The sequence below is a fragment of the Mycobacterium sp. Dal123C01 genome, from assembly GCF_052566995.1.
Genome location: NZ_CP199580.1, coordinates 4309393 through 4328334, shown reverse-complemented (window position 1 = coordinate 4328334; position 18942 = coordinate 4309393). Strand labels below are relative to the sequence as shown.

Genomic DNA, 18942 nt, shown 5'->3' with positions numbered 1-18942 from the left:
CGCCAGAGATCCCGGCACCGACCGCAAAGCCAATCGTGCCGTCTGTCGCGGCACCGCCGCCTCGAGCAGAACAGCCGCTGTCGCCCCCACGACAGGTGGAAAGACCCGCACCTCAACCGCAGGGACCCGCACCTGCACCGGAGGCGCCTCCGCCCCCTCCCTCCAGCCCGCCTCCGCCACGGGGTCACGTCCAGCTGGCACCGTGAGGCAGTGACGTGCTCTAGCAGGTGAGGACAGGGCCTAGGCCTCGGCGAGAATCTCGCGCAGGCGGTTGAGGATCGTTTCGGTGGCGGCGGCGTCCGAGAAATGGGCTGCGTATTCCCCGCGCGGATTCAACAAGAAGGCCATCGCGCTGTGCACGACCGCGTAGCCGTCCGGGTCCGCGGCATCGGGGCGTCGGCGGGTGAAGACGCTGAACGCATCTTTGGCCGCTTCGATGGCCGTCGCCGATCCGGTAAGTCCGGTGAACCGAGGGTAGCTGCGCTGCAGGAAATTCCTCATCACCTCGGGGCTGTCGCGTTCGGGATCGACGGTGACGTAGAGCGGCTTGACCTGAGCCGCGTCGGTCGGCTCGAGGCAGTCGATAACCACGCTGTATTTGGCCAGCGCCCGGGGGCAGACCAATTGGCAGTGGGTGAAGCCAAATAACACCAGCATCCAGCTCCCGCGATAGGAGCTTTCGGTCACCGGTTGGCCGTGGTGATCGAAGAGGCTGAAGCGTCCACAGATCGGAGCGTTCAACTAGATCTCCGGGGACACATCAAGGCGGTGGCAGTCGAAATCCTGCATGGTGAAGGAGATTTCACCCTCAGCGTCGTGGACCTGCAGCGCATCGCAGTGCTCGAGCGCTATCAATTGGCCTCCTTCAACGCGAGCACTCGGGATGCCGTCGACGTAAACTACCCGTCGGCCACGGCCCAGTACCCGGCCGATGCGCACCTCCCCGCTGCCGCCAGACGCTGCGCTGCGGCGCTGCAGCTGGGTAATCAACCGGCCGTCGGTGACATGGGCCTCCCGCACGTCGACGTCGGGTGCCACGGCCGTCAGTGCCGGCAACTCGAAATGGTCTGGGGGCCATGGGGAGTTAAACAGCTTGCAGAACCCGTCGGGAACGTTGAGCCGGGCCATCGCCAGCAGTACGTTTCCGACCATCGGATCGACTTCGATGTAGTGGCCGTCGTCATCGTGCTGGCGATCGTTGCGAGGGTAGTAGAGGCCGCCGTCTCGGCGGGTGGGCTTCATGTAGCGGTCGGCGTAGGCCAAAAGGCCATCGCGCGTTGGGATATCGCCCATTTCGGCTGCCCAGGCAGTCACCCAACCGAAGTCGCACCAGTCGCTATCGGCCGGTGCGCCCATGGAAATCTTCGGTGTAGGGCGCACCGACAGCATCCCGTCACCCGCGTCGATGATGTAATCGCTGATCTGGCTGCTGTAGTTGTCACGCACGAAGTCCTTGTTCCACATGCTCATCAGCGTGCCCAGCCATGCGTCTGACCATGCTGACCGTTGGGCGTTGGGTATCACCGCGTGGCTGTCCTCGGTGATCAGGACGTTGTAGTGCCCGTTTTCATCAAGGCGGCCGAAGTCCTTCCACGCCTTTTCATAGTTTGCGATCACCTCGGTGGCGCGGTCACCGCCGTGGATGAGATCGTGCAGGCGGAACCCAAGGATCGCGGGTTGGTTGCAGATCTGGAAGATGCAGTTCGGCTCGCAAGCTACTCCGAGGAATCCATTTTTGACCATCTGCCAATAGATTTGCTCAGTAAGCGAATCACGTTCGTATTCAAAATGTTTGGGATCGCCCCCCCACAGCGGGGTCCAGTGGTGGAAGGTCAGCGAGCCCGGTCGCGCGTAATAGTCGCTGGCGAAAAGGTAGTCGTGTAACAACGCACCGGACTGCACATAGGCGCTGTACATGATGTTGTCACGAACTACCGGGTCCCACTGCTCGATGTACTCATGGGACAGGTGTTCGTTGTATGAGGCATGGCCGCGGCTGGTGTCCTTCCAGTACAGCCAGACTTCGGGTTCAAGTAGCTTGTCCATCAGGCGCCGGATCAGCGGCTCAAAAAGTCCCGGCGCGGCAGGCAACCGGTGGCGATGGGTCAGCGCCGCGGTGTAGATCATGTAAGCGAGTTGATAGCGCAGGCTGGCGAAGTCGTCTTGGCCGCTGACGCGGGCGCCCATCAGCGACCAGTCATTGGCCGGCTGCAGCGAGAGGTTGATCAAGTGGCGCAGATGATCCGCCTGCTCAACGCTGAGCGTGGATTCAGCGGCCACCGCGACCTGCTTTACGCGTACGGGGCTTGCGCGCGGGAACGCGCTGATCGACCTGAAGCTCCATAGTGCCCAAGCTAGGCAGCGCGTCGGCGGGGTTGTGCCGACGGCACGTAGATGCGCGCTATGTGTCCCATACCGTGCGTTTGGTGGAGATTGTCGCCACGTTCCCGATCCGGGCTTGTCGTGCATTCGACGGAGCGCAGCCACCCATCGCGCAACTGGCCCACAATGACGGTGGCCCGTTGCCCGCCCTGCAGTGCCTCTCTACCCGGTTGTCGACCGTCATGAAAGGCTCGTGCCATGGTGGGGACCCCCGAGACGCTCTATGCGCGGGACGGCGACAACTACCTGGCCTACCAGGTCGTCGGTGATAGCGGGCCGGACCTCCTTTTCGTTCCCAACCCGACGTTCCCGATCGATCTGCTGTGGGACGAGCCGACTGTCGCGCGCCACCTTGAGAGGCTGGCGTCGTTCAGCCGGCTGATCTTGACCGACCTCCTCGGCATGGGGAGCTCCGACGCGGTGCCGATCAACGACCGTCCCGCGATGCAGTCCTGGACTGATGGACTTGTCGCGGTGCTCGACGCCGTCGGGAGCGAGCGCGCGTCGGTGTTCGCGATGGCCGAGTCGTCGCTCCCCGCCATGGTGCTGACCGCGAGCCATCCCCACCGCGTGCACTCACTCGTACTTTTCAGCCCTTTTGCATGCTTTGTTCGAGCCCCCGATCACCCCTTCGGGATGCCCGAGCCAGCGCTCGCGCAGTACGTCGAGAGCTTCGAGCACACCGTGGGAACGGGCGGGGTCGTCGACCTGTTGGTGCCGAGTTGGTCTGACGACAGCGCAAAGCGACGTTGGTGGGCGCGCGGCGAGCGGCTGGCCGGTGGTCCCGGGTATTTCAAGTCGGTGTTCGACCTATTCCTGCACACCGATGTCCGGCCCGCGCTCGAAAGTATCCAGGCGCCGACCCTGCTGTTGCGGCGGCGCGGTGACCGTCACGTGCGTCGCGAACATGTGCAGGATCTCGCCGAACGGATCGAAAATGCGCGACTGGTGGAGCTTAACGGCGACGACAGCGTGTGGTTCGCCGGCGATTCCGACCGCGTGCTCGACGAGATCGAGTCGTTCCTCACCGGTGGTCGTAGCGCCACCCCGTCGAATCGCGTGCTCTCCACGGTGTTGTTCACCGACATCGTCGGATCGACCGAACGCGCTTCCCAACTGGGCGACGACGCCTGGAGGGCGGCGCTTGCCGCCCACAACCGGGTTGTCGAGCGGCATGTCGTCGGCGCGCGCGGGACGGTCGTGAAGTTCACCGGCGACGGGGCACTCGCCACCTTCGATGGGCCGGCACGCGCGATCAACTGTGCGCGCGCGATCCGGGACGCGGTGGAAGACCTCGGCCTTACCATCCGCGCCGGGCTGCACACCGGGGAAGTGGAGATGGCCGACGCTGACATCCACGGCATCGCGGTGCATATCGCCGCGCGCATCATGGCGCTCGCGGCACCTGGCGAGGTGCTTGTCTCCGGTGTGATCCCACCGCTGGTGCTCGGCTCCCGATTCGCGTTCGCGGACCGCGGCAGCCACCAACTCAGGGGTGTACCCGGCCGCTGGCCCGTCCTGGCCGTGTGCGACAACGACAACGGTGCCGGAGGGTGACCGCTCGGGTGGGCTCTCGCATGATCCGCCCGTTCCCGCCGTGGCGACCGCGCCACCGGCCGCGTGGAACGCATCGTGCACGGCCGCCCGATGAGTCCCGAACAGTGACAGACTCGTCGGACCGCGGTGGCGAAGCCGCTCACGACTCACTGAGGAGTTGAACATGGCCAGCCTGACCGATTTCCGCCGTGTCGCCGACGATGTCCGAAATTGGGGACGCTGGGGGGACGCGGACGAGCTCGGAACACTGAACTTCATCACTGCGGAGAAAGTCCACGAAGCCGCGAGCCTGGTCAACCACGGGAAGATTTTCGCGCTCGGCGTCGACTTCGGTGCGTCGGGGCCGCAGGGGGCGTTTAAGTTCCGGCAGAATCCGGTGCACGTGATGACCGTGGACGGCGGCGATGCGTCCACGTTGATGGAATATGCGCCTAGCTGGCCCCAGAACCTGCTGGCGCAGGAACTGGGCGGATATTTCGAGGACAGCCTGGTCCGTATCAACGACGACATGATCATCATGCCGCTGCAGGCGGCATCGCAGTGGGATGCGCTGTCCCATGTTTATTACGAGGACCAGCTGTATAACGGCTTCCCGGCGAATTCGGTAACCAGCCTCGGTGCCTATCACTGCGGTATCGACAAGGTCGACGGAAAGGGCATCACTTCGCGCGGCGTGCTGCTCGATGTCGTTGGCCATCGCGGCGCGGAAACCTTTCTCGAGCACGGCAACCCGATCACGCCAGAGGAATTGGACGCGGTCGCCAAGGCACAGGGCGTGACGGTCGGACGAGGGGATATCGTTCTGGTCCGGACCGGCTGGTGGGGGAGGTTCGCTGAGACCGGTGACGGCGGTGAACCGGGGTCGGGGCTGGACTGGCGGTGCGCCTCGTGGCTACACGACCACGACATCGCGGCGGTGGCCGCCGATAACGTGATGGTCGAGGACCCGGTGTCCGGCGTCGAGGGAGCGTTCCTGCCGATGCACATGCTGTGCCTGCGGGACATGGGATTGATGTTCGGCGAGTATTGGGATCTCACGGCGTTGGCGGCCGACTGTGCGGCCGATGGGGTGTACGAATTCCAGCTCATCGCGCCGCCGCTGAGAGTGGTTGGCGCCGTGGGATCTCCGGTGAATCCGATAGCAATAAAGTAGGCATCCGGCGGGGTGATCATGATCGGCAGCACAACAACCGTCGGCGCGGCGAGGATCTTGACCTCTGGTGGTGTTCACCGGCGAAGCCAGAGGTACGGAAGCGGCCTGGTCAGCATGTCTTTTCGCGCTGTCACGAAAGCACCAGGGCGCTAGTCGCCATACACTCCACGGTCGTCACCGACGCGCCGGCGCCCAGTCATCGCGCCGCGCGGGCCTTTTCCCGACTGATAGGCCCACCCGGCAGCCCAAGCAGATTTGAGAGGCATTGGGCGACAACTAAATTCAGCCCATATCCGACTGGGAGCCAAGTGGTCGCACGTTCAAATCCCGTCAGCCCGACCATCCTTGTCTAAAAATTCAGGTTCCATCACCATGTACACTTTGGTGCCGTCCCGGCGTTGCACGCAAACCCCGCTATTGCGGGGCCTAACTGTGTCTACAGCGGAAGACCAGGCCCGTGAGGTCGTGCGTCGTGGACGGATACCGATGACCGACGACCACTCCAACTTTCTGAAGGGTCTTAGATGCACGTCGCTCTCTTCACGGATCTTCATCCTGCGACCTTCGGCGGAGCGCAGATATCGGTGGATACTCAGCGTCGGGCCCTTGAGCAGCTTGGGCATCAGGTCACGGTGTTCACCGCACCGCTCGCGAAGACTCCTGATCCCGATCCGTGCGTAGTCGAGCTGAAGCCGGTGCCCGTCATCGCTCGACTTACCCAAATTTTGAGCAAATACGACGACTACGTACTCGTATGGCCGTCCCGGACGAACCGCGTGCTGATCGATGAGGCGTTCGCAGTGCGGGAGCCCATCGACATCGTGCATACCCAAGGTGACTTAGGGGTAGCGATAGCAGGCATGGAAGCCGCGCGCCGGCACGGTATTCCGGTTGTTCAGACCAAACACACCCGCTACGACGCGTACTTCGAACAGGCCACCCCCGCCGGGCTTCTGCTCGCCAAGGTGGTCAGCCGAATGCAAAAGCCTTATTTCGCAACTGAATTCTCCTTTAAGGCCATGGAAGAAAGCGCAGCCGCACGCCTGGCTTGGGGTTTCATGGTGGCACACGCACAAGCTGTAGATCACGGGATTATACCCACGAGACACTTCGCCAAGTCGCTGGCTGAACGAGGGGTCAACCGTCCAATATCGGTTATTTCCAACGGCATTGACGACAATGCCATCGATCGTGCCATGGCCGCCGAGATTGTCCGACCGTCCCAGGGCGAGCCGCTTCGACTCATCTGGTGTGGCCGCCTTTCACCAGAAAAGCGCGTCCTCGCGGCAATCGAGGCCGTCTCGCAAGTGGATCACTGCAGGCTCGACATCTATGGTCAAGGTGTTTTGGAGGCGTCCCTGCGAAAGACCATCGAATCTGCCGGCCTCTCCCGACGGATCCGGCTACGTGGTCGCGTCGATCACGAAGAATGCCTCAAAGCCATGAGGTCAAGCGGTGCGCTTCTGTTCACGTCATACGGTTTCGACACTCAGGGACTGGTGCTGCTGGAAGCGGCGGCGATGTCATTGCCCACGATTTACTGCGATCCCGACCTGAGCGAAACAGTTCCAGACGGTGGCGGACTTCTCACCGCCGATCCTTCTCCTGGCGCGATCGCTGCGGCTATTCGAACGGTCATCGAGGATCGGGACAAGCTCAAGAAGATGAGCGATATCGTTTCCGGTCATCGCGACATTCCACGGCAATCCCTTCAAACCGAGAAGATTATTGCCATCTACAGCGGCTTGCTCGACCGTATACCGGTATAGCTCGCCGTCGGAGCCAAGACCTTCCACCAAGGAGACCGCACGTCCTTCAGGTGGCGCGCAGAGTTTGCCAGCATGGGTCTAACCAAAGCCGAATGCAGGCTGCAATATTCAGGTGAGCGCCCGAGAGGCTCATATATTGTCTAACACTATTGCTCCGTCGCAGGCGCGTCGTGCGTTGGCCGACCTGGATGTTGGTTAGAACCGGGTTAGTGACTAAATTCGGTGTCGGCCATGGGGTTTCAGTGGACTATCGGTCGCCTCGGTATCGTGTTGCGCGACATCGACTGCGAATGGGTGGGTTGTTCAGAAGATCGAACCGAGGGGTTTGGGCCGGTTTGGCATCCACGGTCATCAGTTTCGTGACGGTTGCCGCGTTCTCTCACGATCCGCCGACAGTTTTGCGCGCAGCTGTCGTGCAGATCCATGGCTTGGGTTTCTGGGATTGGAGCGTCACGAACGGGCTGATCGGCCTGATCGCGGGCATCGCCGGTTACTTCCTTCTTGACCATGCCGGCCCGTCACAGAAGGTCGTACGCGCTTCGATCATCGTCAGTCTTGCTGTGATCGTCGGTGTGGCCGCTACGGTCACCGACCTGCTCATGGGTAGTTCCTTTTTTCACTCCTCGATGGCCGGCTGTCTACCCACGGTTTTCAACGTTGAGCTTGCAGCGCCGTTGCTGTTGCTGTTGCCGATGCTGGACCAGCTCTGACTGGACGGTGACTCCCGAAGCACGTTGGGAGGAAGCACCTTTCACGTCAAAGCGACTACGTCATGGCGTTTCGTCGGGCCGGCTTAAAGTATTGACGGCATCAATCAGGACGTAGCAAGCATCTACAGTCGAATTGGCGGATACGAGGCTATCGAGGGCGTGGTCGAAGACTTCTACGATCGCGTACTTGCCGACGATGAGCTGTCAGGTTTCTCCACCGGAACGAATATGGGCCGCCTCAGGGGCAAACAAACAGAGTTCTTTGCGGCGGCGCTGGGCGGGCCGGAGTCCTACACTGGCGCACCGATGAAGCAGGTGCATCAAGGACGAGGAATCGCCATGCACCATTTCGACCTCGTTGCACAGCATTTGGTCGCCGCGCTGGACGACGCCGGGGTTCCCCCGTACACGGTGACGCAGATCATCGCTGCCATTGCGCCGCTCGGCCCCGAGATAACGTCAGGCGGTGCGACAAAAGCGCCTCCGAAATGACCGTTTCGGCGTGCATTTTTCGCAGCTGTTCGGCGTCATCGGCGAGTACCCTCGACATATTCGATTGTCAGAGGCGACCACATGAACGCAGCTATCAAGCGCCGGGTGCATTGGCTGGCGGGGTACGGAATTTCCCGCGCGACCCTGAAACTGCTGGCACGTCGTGGAGATCCGTTGGCCCAGCTGATGATCGATACCCACCAGACCGAGAACATGTATCAACTTGTCGAAGAGGTACGCCTGCGCGGACGCATGTCTTCGTTCCCGGGTGGTGGCTTGGTGACCGCCGACGCGCGGATCGTCCGAGAAGTGTTGCGAGACGACCGGTTCCGGACTCTCAAACCGCGGGATAGGTCACCGTTTCGTCTCACGCGGTGGATCCTCGCCAAGACCGATCCGAACGTGCTGAATGCTACTGAGCCGCCGTCGATGCTGGTCACCGATCTGCCCGAGCACGCGCGGTTGCGTCGCCTGGTGTCGCGGGCATTTACTCCGCGTGCACTCGAGGGACTTCGTGACCGGATTCAAAAGGTCGCCGACGATCTATTGGATGGCCTGGACGGCGCCGCCGAATGTGACTTGATCAGCGACTACACCGCTCGAATTCCCATCGAAGTCATCGCTGGAATGCTCGGCATACCCAGTGAGGAGACTTCATATCTGTATGGGTTCGGTGAGCCCGGAACCAGGCTCATCGCCAGCGCGGCGCCATCCTGGCGGGACTTTCAGGTATCCATGGGGGCCTTGACCGAGTTCGAGCGGTACCTGGCGATGCATGTCGAGCGGCTGCGTCATCGCAGCGCCGACAGCAGCATCCTGGCGGCGGTCTTGCAGGACGGTGACTTGTCCGACACCGAGGTCCGGATGTTCGCGGCGCTGCTGCTCGGCGCGGGGTTTATTACGACGACCCACGTCTTCGGCAAGGCTGTCGTGACACTCATTCGGCATCCCGATCAGTTGGACCGCCTCCAGATAAATCCCGAGGGCTGGCCCAACGCGGTCGAGGAGATGTTGCGCTACGAAACAGCCATTCAGTGGGGAATCAGGATTGCCACCGAGACATTCGACATACAGGGTGGCACCGTTCACGAGGGCCAGGCCATCTTGCTTCTGCTGGGCGGAGCCAACCGTGATCCGGCGGTCTTCGAACGCCCCGACGTATTCGATACCACCCGCGTCAACGCCCGCGAACACCTCAGCTTCGGCACCGGCATTCACGTCTGTCTAGGGGCGGCCTTGGCACGCATGGAATTGCACATCGGCCTGCAGTCGCTGTTTGGGCGTTTTCCCCGATTGACTTTGGCTGGAGAGCCGACCATGAATGACAGCATGGCGCTGCATGGACTGAAGCATTTACCAGTGCGCCTGCGACCCGCCGCGGTCATCGCTTCCTAGTACGAGAAGGATGTCTCGCAGGAGATTGACGTGCTCGAGGAGATATCGAGCGTGCCGCGCGTCACGGAGTGAACAGAGCTGATGGCGTGACCGACGACAAAGAGCACAACCCCCGACTCGCAGGGGAGGGCCAACAGATCGACGGTCTCGTTCCGGTGGGCACACCCATCGACCTCGACAACTGCGCCCGCGAGCCGATCCATATCCCGGGCAGCATTCAGCCGCGCGGTGTGCTCGCGGTGGTGCGCGAGCCCGACTTCGAGGTGCGGCAGGTCAGCGCCAACGTCGCCGATCTGCTCGGTCGCCCGGTCGAGGCCGTCCTGGGTCGGCACCTGTCGGCGCTGATCGGTGCCGAACAGGCCGCCCGGGTCGAGCAGGCGGCGTCGACCTTCGGTAATCTCCGCCAACGCAACCCGCTCGGGTGTGTGATTGACGTCGCCGGCGAGCCACGGGAATTCGACGCCATCCTGCACCGTGGGTCGGGCGGTGTGCTCTTGGTTGAGTTCGAGATCGCCTACGGCGAGCGGCCGTTCTCCTTCCCGAACACCTACCAGGCGGTGCGTGGCTCGGTGGAGGAGCTGAACCGGGCCACCACGCTTACCGAGCTGTACGACACCGCCGCGCGTGCGGTCCGCGACCTCACCGGCTTCGACCGCGTGATGGTGTACCGCTACGACGAGGACTACAACGGCGAGGTAGTCGCCGAGTCCAAGCACGAGGACCTCAACCCGTTCCTCGGCCTGCATTACCCGTCCACCGACATTCCGGCGCAGGCGCGGGCGGTGTACGAGAAGAGCTGGCTGCGGCTCATCTCCGACGTCGACTACACGCCCGTACCGCTGGTGCCGACGATCGACCCGGCGAGCGGTACGCCGCTGGATCTCACGCACGCGACGCTGCGCAGCGTCTCGCCCATCCACGTCGAGTACCTGCAGAACATGGGCGTGCATGCGTCGATGTCGATCTCGTTACTGAGGTACGGGCGGCTGTGGGGGCTCATCGCCTGCCACCACTACGCCGGTCCACACCTGCCGCCGTTCGCCAGCAGGGCGGCGGCCGAGTTCCTCGGCTCGACCCTGTCGCTGCGGCTGGTCGACCAATTCGAGGACGACCAATTGCACAACCGGCTGGCCGCGTACGCGGTGCTGGCCAAGCTCACCGCCGCCACGCTGAACGACAGCGAACCACTTGCCACGGCGCTGCTCGGAGCACCCAACCTGCTCGAGCTGGTCCCCGCCGACGGCGTCATCGTGGACATTCAAGGCGACCGGCAGGTACGCGGGTCAGTTCCGCCGCCCGACGTCGTGGCCGCGGTAATCGACTGGGCGCGCGGCGCCGACGACGAGATCGCCAGCAGCGAGTGCTTGTCTCATGAGCTACCCGAGCTGGATCTCGATCCGCAGTTGGCCGCTGGCGCGCTCGTGATCAACCTGCCCGACGGGCAGCACGCCGTGTGGTTTCGGCGCGAGGTGCTGCGGTCGGTGGACTGGGGCGGTGACCCGCACAACAAGGCGATCGCGGTCAGCCAGGGCGACGAGATCCGGCTCAGCCCCCGCAAGTCGTTCGACCGGTGGCGCGAAACCGTCCACCAACGCAGCGAGCCGTGGACGCCGGGCGAGACTGACGCTGCCGAGGCGCTGCGACGGCACCTGGTCGAGTCGCTATACCGCCGCACGCGGGGTGCGCTGCGGGTGGCCGAGACGCTGCAGCGCAGCCTGCTGCCCGAATCGATCCCGACGCTCGAAAGTTGGCAGCTGTCGGCGCACTACGAGCCGGCCGCGGGCGATAACGTCGGCGGCGACTGGTATGACGCGTTCGAACTGCGCGACGGCCGGTTGATTGTGCTGATCGGCGACGTCGCAGGACACGGCATCACCGCCGCCGGCACGATGGCACAGATGCGCAACGCCCTGCGTGCGCAACTGTTCGCCGGCGCCGTACCGGCCGAGGCGCTCAACCAGCTCAACGAGTTCTGCGTGCACATGCTGCCCGGCGCGTTTGCCACGGTCATCGCCGCACGGGTCGACCTCGGCTCCGGGCTGGTGGAGGCCGCCTGTGCCGGCCACCTGATCCCATACCTGACGAACTCCGCGGCAAACTCCGTCTCGAAGGCCGTCTTTGCGCCGATCGAGCTCTCTCCACCGATCGGCATTCGTGGTCTGACGTACGCACCGAGCGAATTCGCCGTCGAGCCCGGCCACGGATTGGTGATGTACTCCGACGGTCTGGTGGAACGTCGCGGCGAGGTGATCGATGAGGGACTCGACAGGTTGGCCGAGACCCTCGGCCGCGCAGGCGAAGCGCCGGCGTCGGGGATCTGGACGGCGATGGCCACGGGCAACATCGACGACGACGTCACCGTCGTCGCCCTCTCGCGCCCTTGAGCTTTCGCGCCGACGGTCGTCCGCTAGGCCTGATAGGCCGGTAGGTTGTGCGACAGTTCGTCGAACATGGCTTGGTTGAGGCCGAACGCGACCTTCACTTCGTCGACTGCACAACGAACCGCATCGGAATCGAGGCACAGCGCGTCGAGTCGAGCCCGGTACCGATCTTTGAAAGCCTTGGGGCGCAGCGCAAATCGGTACATTGCCAGCCCAGCACCCTTGAGAGCAAACGTGCGGTCAAGAATCTTGCCGATGGCTTGGCCGCCGGAGAGGTCGCCGAGATAGCGCGTGTAGTGGTGGGCCACCAGCGCTCCACCCCATGAGGCCTCAGCAATGCGATCGCTGTAGGCCTCGGCGGCGGGTGACTGGATCTGGCTGCCGCCGTGGGGTTTCCAGTAGCTGAGGTCGGCATCGATCGCGGATAGACGCTCCAGCACCGGGTCGTACACGGCGGCCACCAATGGATCGTGGCGACGGGCGCGAACGGCGTCCTCCAGCGCGCCATAAACCACACGCAGCCGCAGCAGATAATCGGCGTAACCCCGATCGTTGACCCGTCCTGCGAGCAACTCGGTCACGAACGGCGACTGCTCTGCGCGGGCGTGCTCTACGGCCGAGCCCTCCTTGAGCGCTACGGAGAGCGGTTGGTCGGTCTTTGCCACCCTCGCGGACATTGCCCTGCTCTCCTGGCCACTTCTTAGTGAGCAAAGTTGCTGCTCCAAGGCGTAGCCCTCAAATCCATCGTCTATGGATGGTAGCGAAAACGCCCGACGGATTGTGCGGAACATAACAGCTTTTGAATTGCGAATGGGAAAAACCATCGACAGCAAGCGAATTGACGAAACGTCATCAATCACAGGTGCTCCGCACGACGACACTTTGTCGAAGTTTCCAGGATTGCGTGGTACCAAGGGGAACCTGAAGCCGAAGCAGCATGACCGATGCCTAGACGACTTCAGGAGAAACTACATGCATTTCGCGGTACTGCCGCCGGAGGTCAATTCCGGGCGCATGTACGCCGGCCCGGGAGCGGGCACGATGATGGCCGCCGCGGCGGCATGGGATGAACTGGCTAACGAGCTGTACACCACGGCGGCCAACCTGGAATCCGTGATCTCGGGTCTGACCAGTGAACCGTGGCAGGGCCCGGCAGCTGCGTCGATGGCGGCCGCGGCCGCACCGCAGGTGGAGTGGCTGAACACCACCGCTGCGCAGGCCACGCAGTCGAGCACCCAGGCCAAAGCCGCCGTCGCGGCGTATGAGTCCGCATACGCGATGACGGTGCCTCCTCCGGTGGTCGCGTCCAACCGTGCCGAGTTGACGTCACTCATCGCGACCAATCTCCTGGGCCAGAACACCGCGGCGATCGCGGCCATTGAAGTCGCCTACGGCGAAATGTGGGCCCAGGACGTCGCGGCGATGTACAGCTATGCCGGCGAGTCGCAAGCGGCCTCGGCGGTGACACCGTTTGCGCCGCCGGAGCAGACCACCAATCAGGAGGGTCTCAGCGCTCAGAGCGCTGCAACAGCCCAGGCTGCGGGCACTTCGGCCGGAAACGTGCAAACCGCTTTGTCGAGCGGCAAGGTGATGTCCGCGGTGCCCAATGCGCTGCAAACGCTCACCTCGTCGTCCTCAGGACTATCAGCCTTCTCGGAGTTCTCGAATCCTTACGACCTGGCGTCGCTCGGCTCTGGCTTTCTCGGGAATGGCCTCGGGCTGATCGGGCTGTCGGGTGCTGCGGGGTTCATTTCTGACGCGGAACACAAAGTCGGCGGGGCCGAGACCGTATCGGTTCCCGGGCAGCCGGGACCCCGGGAGGGGGCGGCTCCGACGTCACGCCTTCCCGAGCGGGCGGCAACGGTGTCGGCGGGGCTGGGCCGAGCGTCCTCGCTGGGGGGCGTGTCGGTACCCGAGGGCTGGGCATCGGCAGCCCCGGAGGTGCGGCTGGTCGCCCAAGCGTCACCTATCACGACTCCTGTCCCAACGAATGGCTCAAGTCCTGGTCTATTCAGCAGAATGCCCGTCTTTGGCGGCGCGCCATTGATGTCGTTGTCCGGACGTGGCGCGGCCGATTCCCGAGCCCGCCGACCGGCAGGCAAGAGCGATGCGCCCGGCATTTTGGTGCCTGCCGGCAGGGCTCCGCACCATCACGTAGAGAATTCGGGCGGTCGAGGAGGCGGAGCCACCGCCGATCTACGCGAAGTCACCGATTTGCTAAGCAAACTCGGTCGACTCCGTGACAATGGTGTATTGACCGACAAGGAATTCGGCGAACAAAAGCAACGCCTGCTCAGCGATCCCTCACGCTGACACCTGGGTGTGCTAGATCGCCCTTCGCGCAGGCGCGGGTACCCAGCTCTGCAACGCCTTGCGCCCAATCAGCTGACAGCGGTGAGTGAAAGCCAATTGCTTTGCAGCAGAAGTAAACTCCTGATTGCTGACCACGATACTGCGCGCGCATCCGTGATGGAGCGCACCCGAAACCACCTGCTGGACCGCAGCGATGCCAACCGCCTTACCGTGCCGTTTGCATTGAATCGCCACATTCTGGCCGTCCTTTTGGGCGATCAGGTCAACTCCGTAGTCACCGACGGCCGGAGTGAAGCTGACCTGCCAGCCTGCCCGTTGCAGGCGTGCGGCGACGTAGTCTTCGAATTCCACCCCGTCCATGGCATCTATTTCCCTCATGCGGGCATTGATCCGCACTCGCCGCGGAGCCGGCCGTGCGACCAAAACGGCGAACAGCAGGCCACAAAGACCTCCGGCCAGACCCCACCCGACGCTGTGCGCGAAGAAGCCGAGAAACAACCCGAAGTAGACCGGGAGAAAAACGTAGGCCGCCTTCATGTCGCGAGTAGTTCTCGCAAGCCCGAGAACCCCGTGGCGGCAAAGCTTTCCCGCGACACCTTGTCCATGAGGCGATGATAGAGACGGGTGACGACATGCGGCGTCAAGCACGAGCAAATAACGCTCCGCCCCAAGAGGCCCGCACGTCACGCACTACGTTGGTGTCTATGGTCGACGATCCGGGAGAATCCGCGTTCACCGGGCAGGGTCAGCGTGAGCGGGTGGGCAAAGTTCAGGAACAGCTTGACGAGCTGGCGGCAGCTCGCGATCAGATGGCACAACTGGTGCGCGTCATCGTCGAGATCGGCTCCGATCTGGATCTGGATGTGACATTGCATCGGATCGTCAATGGGGCGATGGAGCTGACCGGTGCCCCGTATGGAGCGTTGGGTATCCGCGCATCTGATGGCAGCCTGGCTTCGTTCATCCACGCCGGAATCGACGACGACACGGCGCGGCGGCTGGGCGCTCTGCCGGTCGGTGAGGGTATCCGCATCGATGATTTGAGCGTTCATCCGCAGGCCATCGGGCCCTCCGCGCACGGTCCGCCGTTGCGGGCGCTTCTCGGGATACCGATCACCGTGCGGGCAGCTGACTTTGGGAGCCTCTACCTCGCCGACGACCGGCCCGGCCGAGTGTTCACCGATTCCCACGAGAGCGCCGTGCGCGCGTTAGCGACGGCAGCGGCGGCCGCCATCGACAATGCGCGGCTCTTCGAACGGGAGCGTGAATCGGCGAGATGGACCAACGCCAGTCGCGAGATCACGAGTGCGCTGCTCTCCGGGGACCCACAAACAGGGCCGCTACAGCTCATCGTGAATCGGGCGCTGGAATTGGCTGGTGCTGAGCAGGCCATCTTGCTTGTTCCCAGGGAGCCCGAGTTACCCCAGGATGAGGTCGACGCCCTGGTCGTGGCCGCCACCGCGGGTCGGTACGCCTCGCAGGTGATCGGTCGGCAAGTTCCGATGGACGGCTCCACCACGGGTGGTGTGGCACGGCGCGGCCTACCCCTGATTACCGATTCCTTCGAGTATCCGATCGAGGGGTTCACCGATGTCGGTGAACGCCCGGCCATTGTCATGCCGTTGATCGTCGACGACGCGGTGCTTGGTGTGATCGCTGTCGCACGCGCCCCGCAGCAGCCGCCCTTCGGCAACGATTACCTCGGGCTGGTCAGTGACTTCGCGCAGCATGCTGCTATCGCCTTGGCGCTGGCGGCGGGCCGAGAACACGCGCTCAACCAGGAGCTTGCGCAAGCGGACAATGTCGATGACGCAGTGCTTGCCGTGGCTGAGGAACTGCGTCGACTTTGGCGGGCCCGCCGCGTTCTGGCCGTCACGTTCCCCGCCCGTAGCCTCACCCCGGGCCCTGCTTCCGAAATCGCTTCGCGCACACCGGAACTGGTATCGGTCGGCGAGCCCGCGCGGTGGGTCGACCTCCCGGCGCAAACCCAGCAGATGCTCAGCGCATTGCGCGACGGTGACTTACTCACCCCCAATACCTCCGAGCCCGGAACGGCCGCCATCGCGCTGCAGCACCCCGAGGGCGTGCTCGTCATCTGGATCGATCTGGCCGAACAACGGCCGTTCACCCTCGAGGACCAGACCCTGCTGACTGTGCTGGCCGGCCGACTCGGCCCGGGCCTGCAACGAGTGCATCAGGTTGACCAGCAGCGCGAGACCGCGCTAGCGCTGCAGCATGCGATTCTCGGCCCTTCCGATCTGCCGCACGGCTTCGCGGTGCGCTATCAGGCCGCCACCCGACCCCTGCAAGTCGGTGGTGACTGGTACGACGTCGTCGACCTGGACGACGGGCGCATCGCGTTGACCGTCGGCGACTGTGTGGGTCATGGCCTCGTCGCGGCAACCGTGATGGGACAGGTGCGCAGCGCGTGTCGCGCATTGCTGCTCGACAATCACAGTCCCGCGGCCGCCCTCGAGGGGTTGGACCGCTTCGCCTCGCGGTTGCCCGGCGCCCAATGCACCACCGCCGTCTGCGCCGTGCTCAACCCCGAAACCGGTGAGCTCGTCTACTCGAGCGCCGGGCACCCGCCACCCATCCTGGTCCACTCCGACGGCACCACCCAGCTGCTCGAGGATGGCCACACCATTGCATTGGGAGTACGGCCGCACCGGTCCCGCCCCGAGGCGCGTGTGACGGTGCCGGCCCGCTCGACCCTGGTGCTGTACACCGACGGCCTGGTCGAACGTCGTCGCCAGCCACTGGACGACGGCATCTCCCGCGCCGCGGCCCTGGTTCAGGACGGTCTCGCCTCCTCGCTAGGCGATTTGGCGGACCAGATCATGTCTCGGCTCGCGCCAAGCGGCGGCTATCAGGACGATGTCGCCCTTCTGCTTTACCGCCATCCCGCACCGCTGGAACTGACGTTTCCCGCCGACGCCAGCCACCTCGCCCCGACCCGTAAGGCCTTGCGCAGCTGGTTGACCCGGGCCCGGCTGAGCCCGGATCAGACCGTGAATGTGCTCATCGCCGCCGGCGAAGCCGTCGCCAACGCCATTGAGCATGGTCACCGCCACGGACCGGGTGGCACGATTGTCCTGGATGCGACCGCACTCGTCGACGAGGTTCAATTGACCATCACCGATACCGGCTCGTGGAAACCTCCGCAACCGGCTGCCAATCCACATCGCGGTCGCGGTATCACCCTCATGCGAGGTCTGATGCACGATGTCACGATCAATCCCGATGCCGCCGGAACCACAGTTCAGCTATCCGTGAGGATCACATGATGGCCGCGTTACTCACCCTCGATACCGTGCGCTCCGACGATGGGAAACTCGTGCTGATCGCGGTGGGCGAAATCGACCTGAGCAACATCGACGCGTTCGACCAGGCCCTCAGCACCGCCACGGCCGAGGCGGCGGGCAGCGACGAAACGCTCACGGTCGACCTCAGCGGGGTGGAGTATCTGGATAGCGCCGCCATCAATGCCTTATTCACCCGCGCCGACCACATCCGCGTCATCGCCCACCGCCTGCTGATGACCAGCCTCAACGTCAGCGGCCTGTCCGAACTGGTCTCCGTCGAAGCTGCGCCGCCGACAGCGCAACGCTGACGCGACCGCGACAATCTGCTTCAGGGCAACTTCGGCCCGTGGTGTTGGCCGAGGTGTATCCCGCGCGTGACCTTTCCGAGACGGCGGCGAAGGACGCTGATCAGCATGGCGGTGTTTGCGGTGATGTGCGCGCTGGCGACGGCGACTTGGTTCGGCTACTACGTCGGCCGGCGCGCAAGCTCGTCGCGGCCAACCTGGCAGAAGCGAACGAGCCGGATCGCGCTGGGCAGGCTTGTGATTAGCTTGCTCGTGTTGGTGACCGTACGCCGCCTCCGGCAGAGCTTCCAGGCCGAGCGCCTGCTCCGCGACGCGGCGAGCATATCGGGACTCAGAACCGTTGCGCCACTTGATCTTCTGCGGGTTGGCGTTGCGCGTATGCGGTCCTACTGAGGACAGGGACTGTCATGACAGCACTGCAAGGCAAGGTCGCACTGGTGACCGGGGCGTCGTCGGGTCTGGGCGCTGAAACGGCCAAGCTGCTTTCCCGGCAGGGCGCAACGGTTTTCGGGATAGCCCGGGATACCGCACGCTTGGCCGAGGTATTCGCCGACGTGGAACACGGTTCCTACGCATCGGTGGACATAGCTTCGGCGCAAGCCTGCAACGATACGGTCGAGCAGTGCGTGCGGGAGTTCGGCGGACTAGACATCCTGGTCAACGTCGCCGGCAAGCACCAGATGCGCCGCACGGAGTCGATGACCGACGCCGACTGGACCCAAGATCTCGGTGTCCACCTCAACGGTCCGTTCTACCTGTGCCGGGCCGCGCTGCCGCATCTGCTGGAACGAGGCGGCAACATCGTCAACGTCAGCTCGATTGCCGGCGTTGAAGGCCAGGCTTACTCGGCCGGCTATTGCGCGGCCAAGCACGGGTTGATCGGGCTGACTCGTGCGTTGGCGGTGGAATACACCGCGGACCGTTTGCGCGTCAACGCGGTATGTCCCGGCGGCATGCTTACCCCGCAACTCGAACAGTTCACTGCGCCAGAGGATCCGAACTACGACCTGATCATGCGCACGGCCTCGCCGCGCGGCATGATGCAGCCCCTCGATGTCGCGAATGTGGTCGCGTTCCTTGCCAGCGACGCCGCGGCCGCCATCCATGGCGCCGTCTACCGCGTCGACAACGGCAAGGGCGCCGGCTAGTGACCCACGTTGCACCAGTCTTGGGCCCGACG

Annotated in this window: 16 protein-coding genes and 1 pseudogene; 13 read left to right on the top strand and 4 right to left on the bottom strand. The window is 63.9% G+C overall.

Annotated features, from left to right (window positions below):
* Positions 1–240: 240 nt before the first annotated feature.
* Complete coding sequence (locus ACTXG5_RS20375; protein ID WP_445160511.1) at positions 241–741, bottom strand: SCO family protein; 501 nt, start codon at positions 739–741, stop codon at positions 241–243.
* Positions 742–2469: a linalool dehydratase/isomerase domain-containing protein gene (locus tag ACTXG5_RS20370; protein ID WP_445160510.1), complete on the bottom strand. Its 1728-nt coding sequence runs from the start codon at positions 2467–2469 to the stop codon at positions 742–744. It lies immediately after the preceding gene.
* A 111-nt stretch (positions 2470–2580) separates the two neighbouring features.
* On the opposite strand from ACTXG5_RS20370, the gene ACTXG5_RS20365 reads away from it, so the two are divergent.
* From ACTXG5_RS20365 to ACTXG5_RS20330, 8 genes and pseudogenes are all read left to right on the top strand, one after another.
* Positions 2581–3939 (top strand): adenylate/guanylate cyclase domain-containing protein, encoded by a 1359-nt coding sequence (locus ACTXG5_RS20365; protein WP_445160509.1) that lies wholly within the window; start codon positions 2581–2583, stop codon positions 3937–3939.
* A gap of 4 nt (positions 3940–3943) precedes the next feature.
* Positions 3944–4044, top strand: a pseudogene (mhpB, locus tag ACTXG5_RS20360) (3-carboxyethylcatechol 2,3-dioxygenase); the annotation flags it as partial.
* A 58-nt stretch (positions 4045–4102) separates the two neighbouring features.
* Complete coding sequence (locus ACTXG5_RS20355; protein WP_445160508.1) at positions 4103–5092, top strand: cyclase family protein; 990 nt, start codon at positions 4103–4105, stop codon at positions 5090–5092.
* Positions 5093–5616: 524 nt separating this feature from the next.
* Entirely contained in the window at positions 5617–6861 is a 1245-nt protein-coding gene (locus tag ACTXG5_RS20350; RefSeq protein ID WP_445160507.1) for a glycosyltransferase, read from the top strand.
* Between the two features lie 359 nt (positions 6862–7220).
* On the top strand, positions 7221–7571 hold the full coding sequence (locus ACTXG5_RS20345; RefSeq protein ID WP_445160506.1) for a hypothetical protein: 351 nt from the start codon (positions 7221–7223) through the stop codon (positions 7569–7571).
* Positions 7572–7661: 90 nt separating this feature from the next.
* Complete coding sequence (locus tag ACTXG5_RS20340) at positions 7662–8063, top strand: group I truncated hemoglobin (RefSeq protein WP_445164518.1); 402 nt, start codon at positions 7662–7664, stop codon at positions 8061–8063.
* Between the two features lie 81 nt (positions 8064–8144).
* Positions 8145–9458, top strand: coding sequence for a cytochrome P450 (locus ACTXG5_RS20335; RefSeq protein ID WP_445160505.1), 1314 nt, complete (start codon positions 8145–8147; stop codon positions 9456–9458).
* 86 nt (positions 9459–9544) lie between these two features.
* Positions 9545–11842: a SpoIIE family protein phosphatase gene (locus ACTXG5_RS20330; protein WP_445160504.1), complete on the top strand. Its 2298-nt coding sequence runs from the start codon at positions 9545–9547 to the stop codon at positions 11840–11842.
* A gap of 23 nt (positions 11843–11865) precedes the next feature.
* Here the strand turns inward: ACTXG5_RS20330 and ACTXG5_RS20325 are convergent, their stop codons facing one another.
* Positions 11866–12516, bottom strand: coding sequence for a biliverdin-producing heme oxygenase (locus tag ACTXG5_RS20325; RefSeq protein ID WP_445164517.1), 651 nt, complete (start codon positions 12514–12516; stop codon positions 11866–11868).
* 295 nt (positions 12517–12811) lie between these two features.
* On the opposite strand from ACTXG5_RS20325, the gene ACTXG5_RS20320 reads away from it, so the two are divergent.
* Positions 12812–14152: a PPE family protein, SVP subgroup gene (locus tag ACTXG5_RS20320; protein WP_445160503.1), complete on the top strand. Its 1341-nt coding sequence runs from the start codon at positions 12812–12814 to the stop codon at positions 14150–14152.
* 12 nt (positions 14153–14164) lie between these two features.
* Here the strand turns inward: ACTXG5_RS20320 and ACTXG5_RS20315 are convergent, their stop codons facing one another.
* Positions 14165–14689 carry a restriction endonuclease gene (locus ACTXG5_RS20315; RefSeq protein ID WP_445160502.1) on the bottom strand — a complete coding sequence of 175 codons (525 nt, stop codon included), beginning with the start codon at positions 14687–14689 and terminating at the stop codon, positions 14165–14167.
* 167 nt (positions 14690–14856) lie between these two features.
* Between ACTXG5_RS20315 and ACTXG5_RS20310 the strand changes: the two genes are divergently transcribed.
* The 4 genes from ACTXG5_RS20310 (at position 14857) to ACTXG5_RS20295 (ending at position 18910) form a co-directional block, all read left to right on the top strand.
* Complete coding sequence (locus ACTXG5_RS20310) at positions 14857–17439, top strand: SpoIIE family protein phosphatase (RefSeq protein WP_445160501.1); 2583 nt, start codon at positions 14857–14859, stop codon at positions 17437–17439.
* A complete protein-coding gene (locus ACTXG5_RS20305; protein WP_445160500.1) occupies positions 17439–17765 on the top strand; it encodes an STAS domain-containing protein in 327 nt (108 codons plus the stop codon). Before ACTXG5_RS20310 ends, ACTXG5_RS20305 begins: the two co-directional genes overlap by 1 nt.
* A 105-nt stretch (positions 17766–17870) precedes the next feature.
* Positions 17871–18155 (top strand): hypothetical protein, encoded by a 285-nt coding sequence (locus tag ACTXG5_RS20300; protein ID WP_445160499.1) that lies wholly within the window; start codon positions 17871–17873, stop codon positions 18153–18155.
* Positions 18156–18169: 14 nt separating this feature from the next.
* Entirely contained in the window at positions 18170–18910 is a 741-nt protein-coding gene (locus tag ACTXG5_RS20295; protein WP_445160498.1) for an SDR family NAD(P)-dependent oxidoreductase, read from the top strand.
* Positions 18911–18942 lie beyond the last annotated feature (32 nt).

Excerpts from the sequence above, each read along its gene's own strand:
- ACTXG5_RS20370 (WP_445160510.1), bottom strand. The coding sequence starts at position 2,469 with ATGCACGACAAGCCCGGATCGGGAACGTGGCGACAATCTCCACCAAAC.
- ACTXG5_RS20365 (WP_445160509.1), top strand. The coding sequence starts at position 2,581 with ATGGTGGGGACCCCCGAGACGCTCTATGCGCGGGACGGCGACAACTAC.
- ACTXG5_RS20355 (WP_445160508.1), top strand. The coding sequence starts at position 4,103 with ATGGCCAGCCTGACCGATTTCCGCCGTGTCGCCGACGATGTCCGAAAT.
- ACTXG5_RS20350 (WP_445160507.1), top strand. The coding sequence starts at position 5,617 with ATGCACGTCGCTCTCTTCACGGATCTTCATCCTGCGACCTTCGGCGGA.
- ACTXG5_RS20335 (WP_445160505.1), top strand. The coding sequence starts at position 8,145 with ATGAACGCAGCTATCAAGCGCCGGGTGCATTGGCTGGCGGGGTACGGA.
- ACTXG5_RS20325 (WP_445164517.1), bottom strand. The coding sequence starts at position 12,516 with ATGTCCGCGAGGGTGGCAAAGACCGACCAACCGCTCTCCGTAGCGCTC.
- ACTXG5_RS20320 (WP_445160503.1), top strand. The coding sequence starts at position 12,812 with ATGCATTTCGCGGTACTGCCGCCGGAGGTCAATTCCGGGCGCATGTAC.
- ACTXG5_RS20315 (WP_445160502.1), bottom strand. The coding sequence starts at position 14,689 with ATGAAGGCGGCCTACGTTTTTCTCCCGGTCTACTTCGGGTTGTTTCTC.
- ACTXG5_RS20310 (WP_445160501.1), top strand. The coding sequence starts at position 14,857 with ATGGTCGACGATCCGGGAGAATCCGCGTTCACCGGGCAGGGTCAGCGT.
- ACTXG5_RS20305 (WP_445160500.1), top strand. The coding sequence starts at position 17,439 with ATGGCCGCGTTACTCACCCTCGATACCGTGCGCTCCGACGATGGGAAA.
- ACTXG5_RS20300 (WP_445160499.1), top strand. The coding sequence starts at position 17,871 with ATGGCGGTGTTTGCGGTGATGTGCGCGCTGGCGACGGCGACTTGGTTC.
- ACTXG5_RS20295 (WP_445160498.1), top strand. The coding sequence starts at position 18,170 with ATGACAGCACTGCAAGGCAAGGTCGCACTGGTGACCGGGGCGTCGTCG.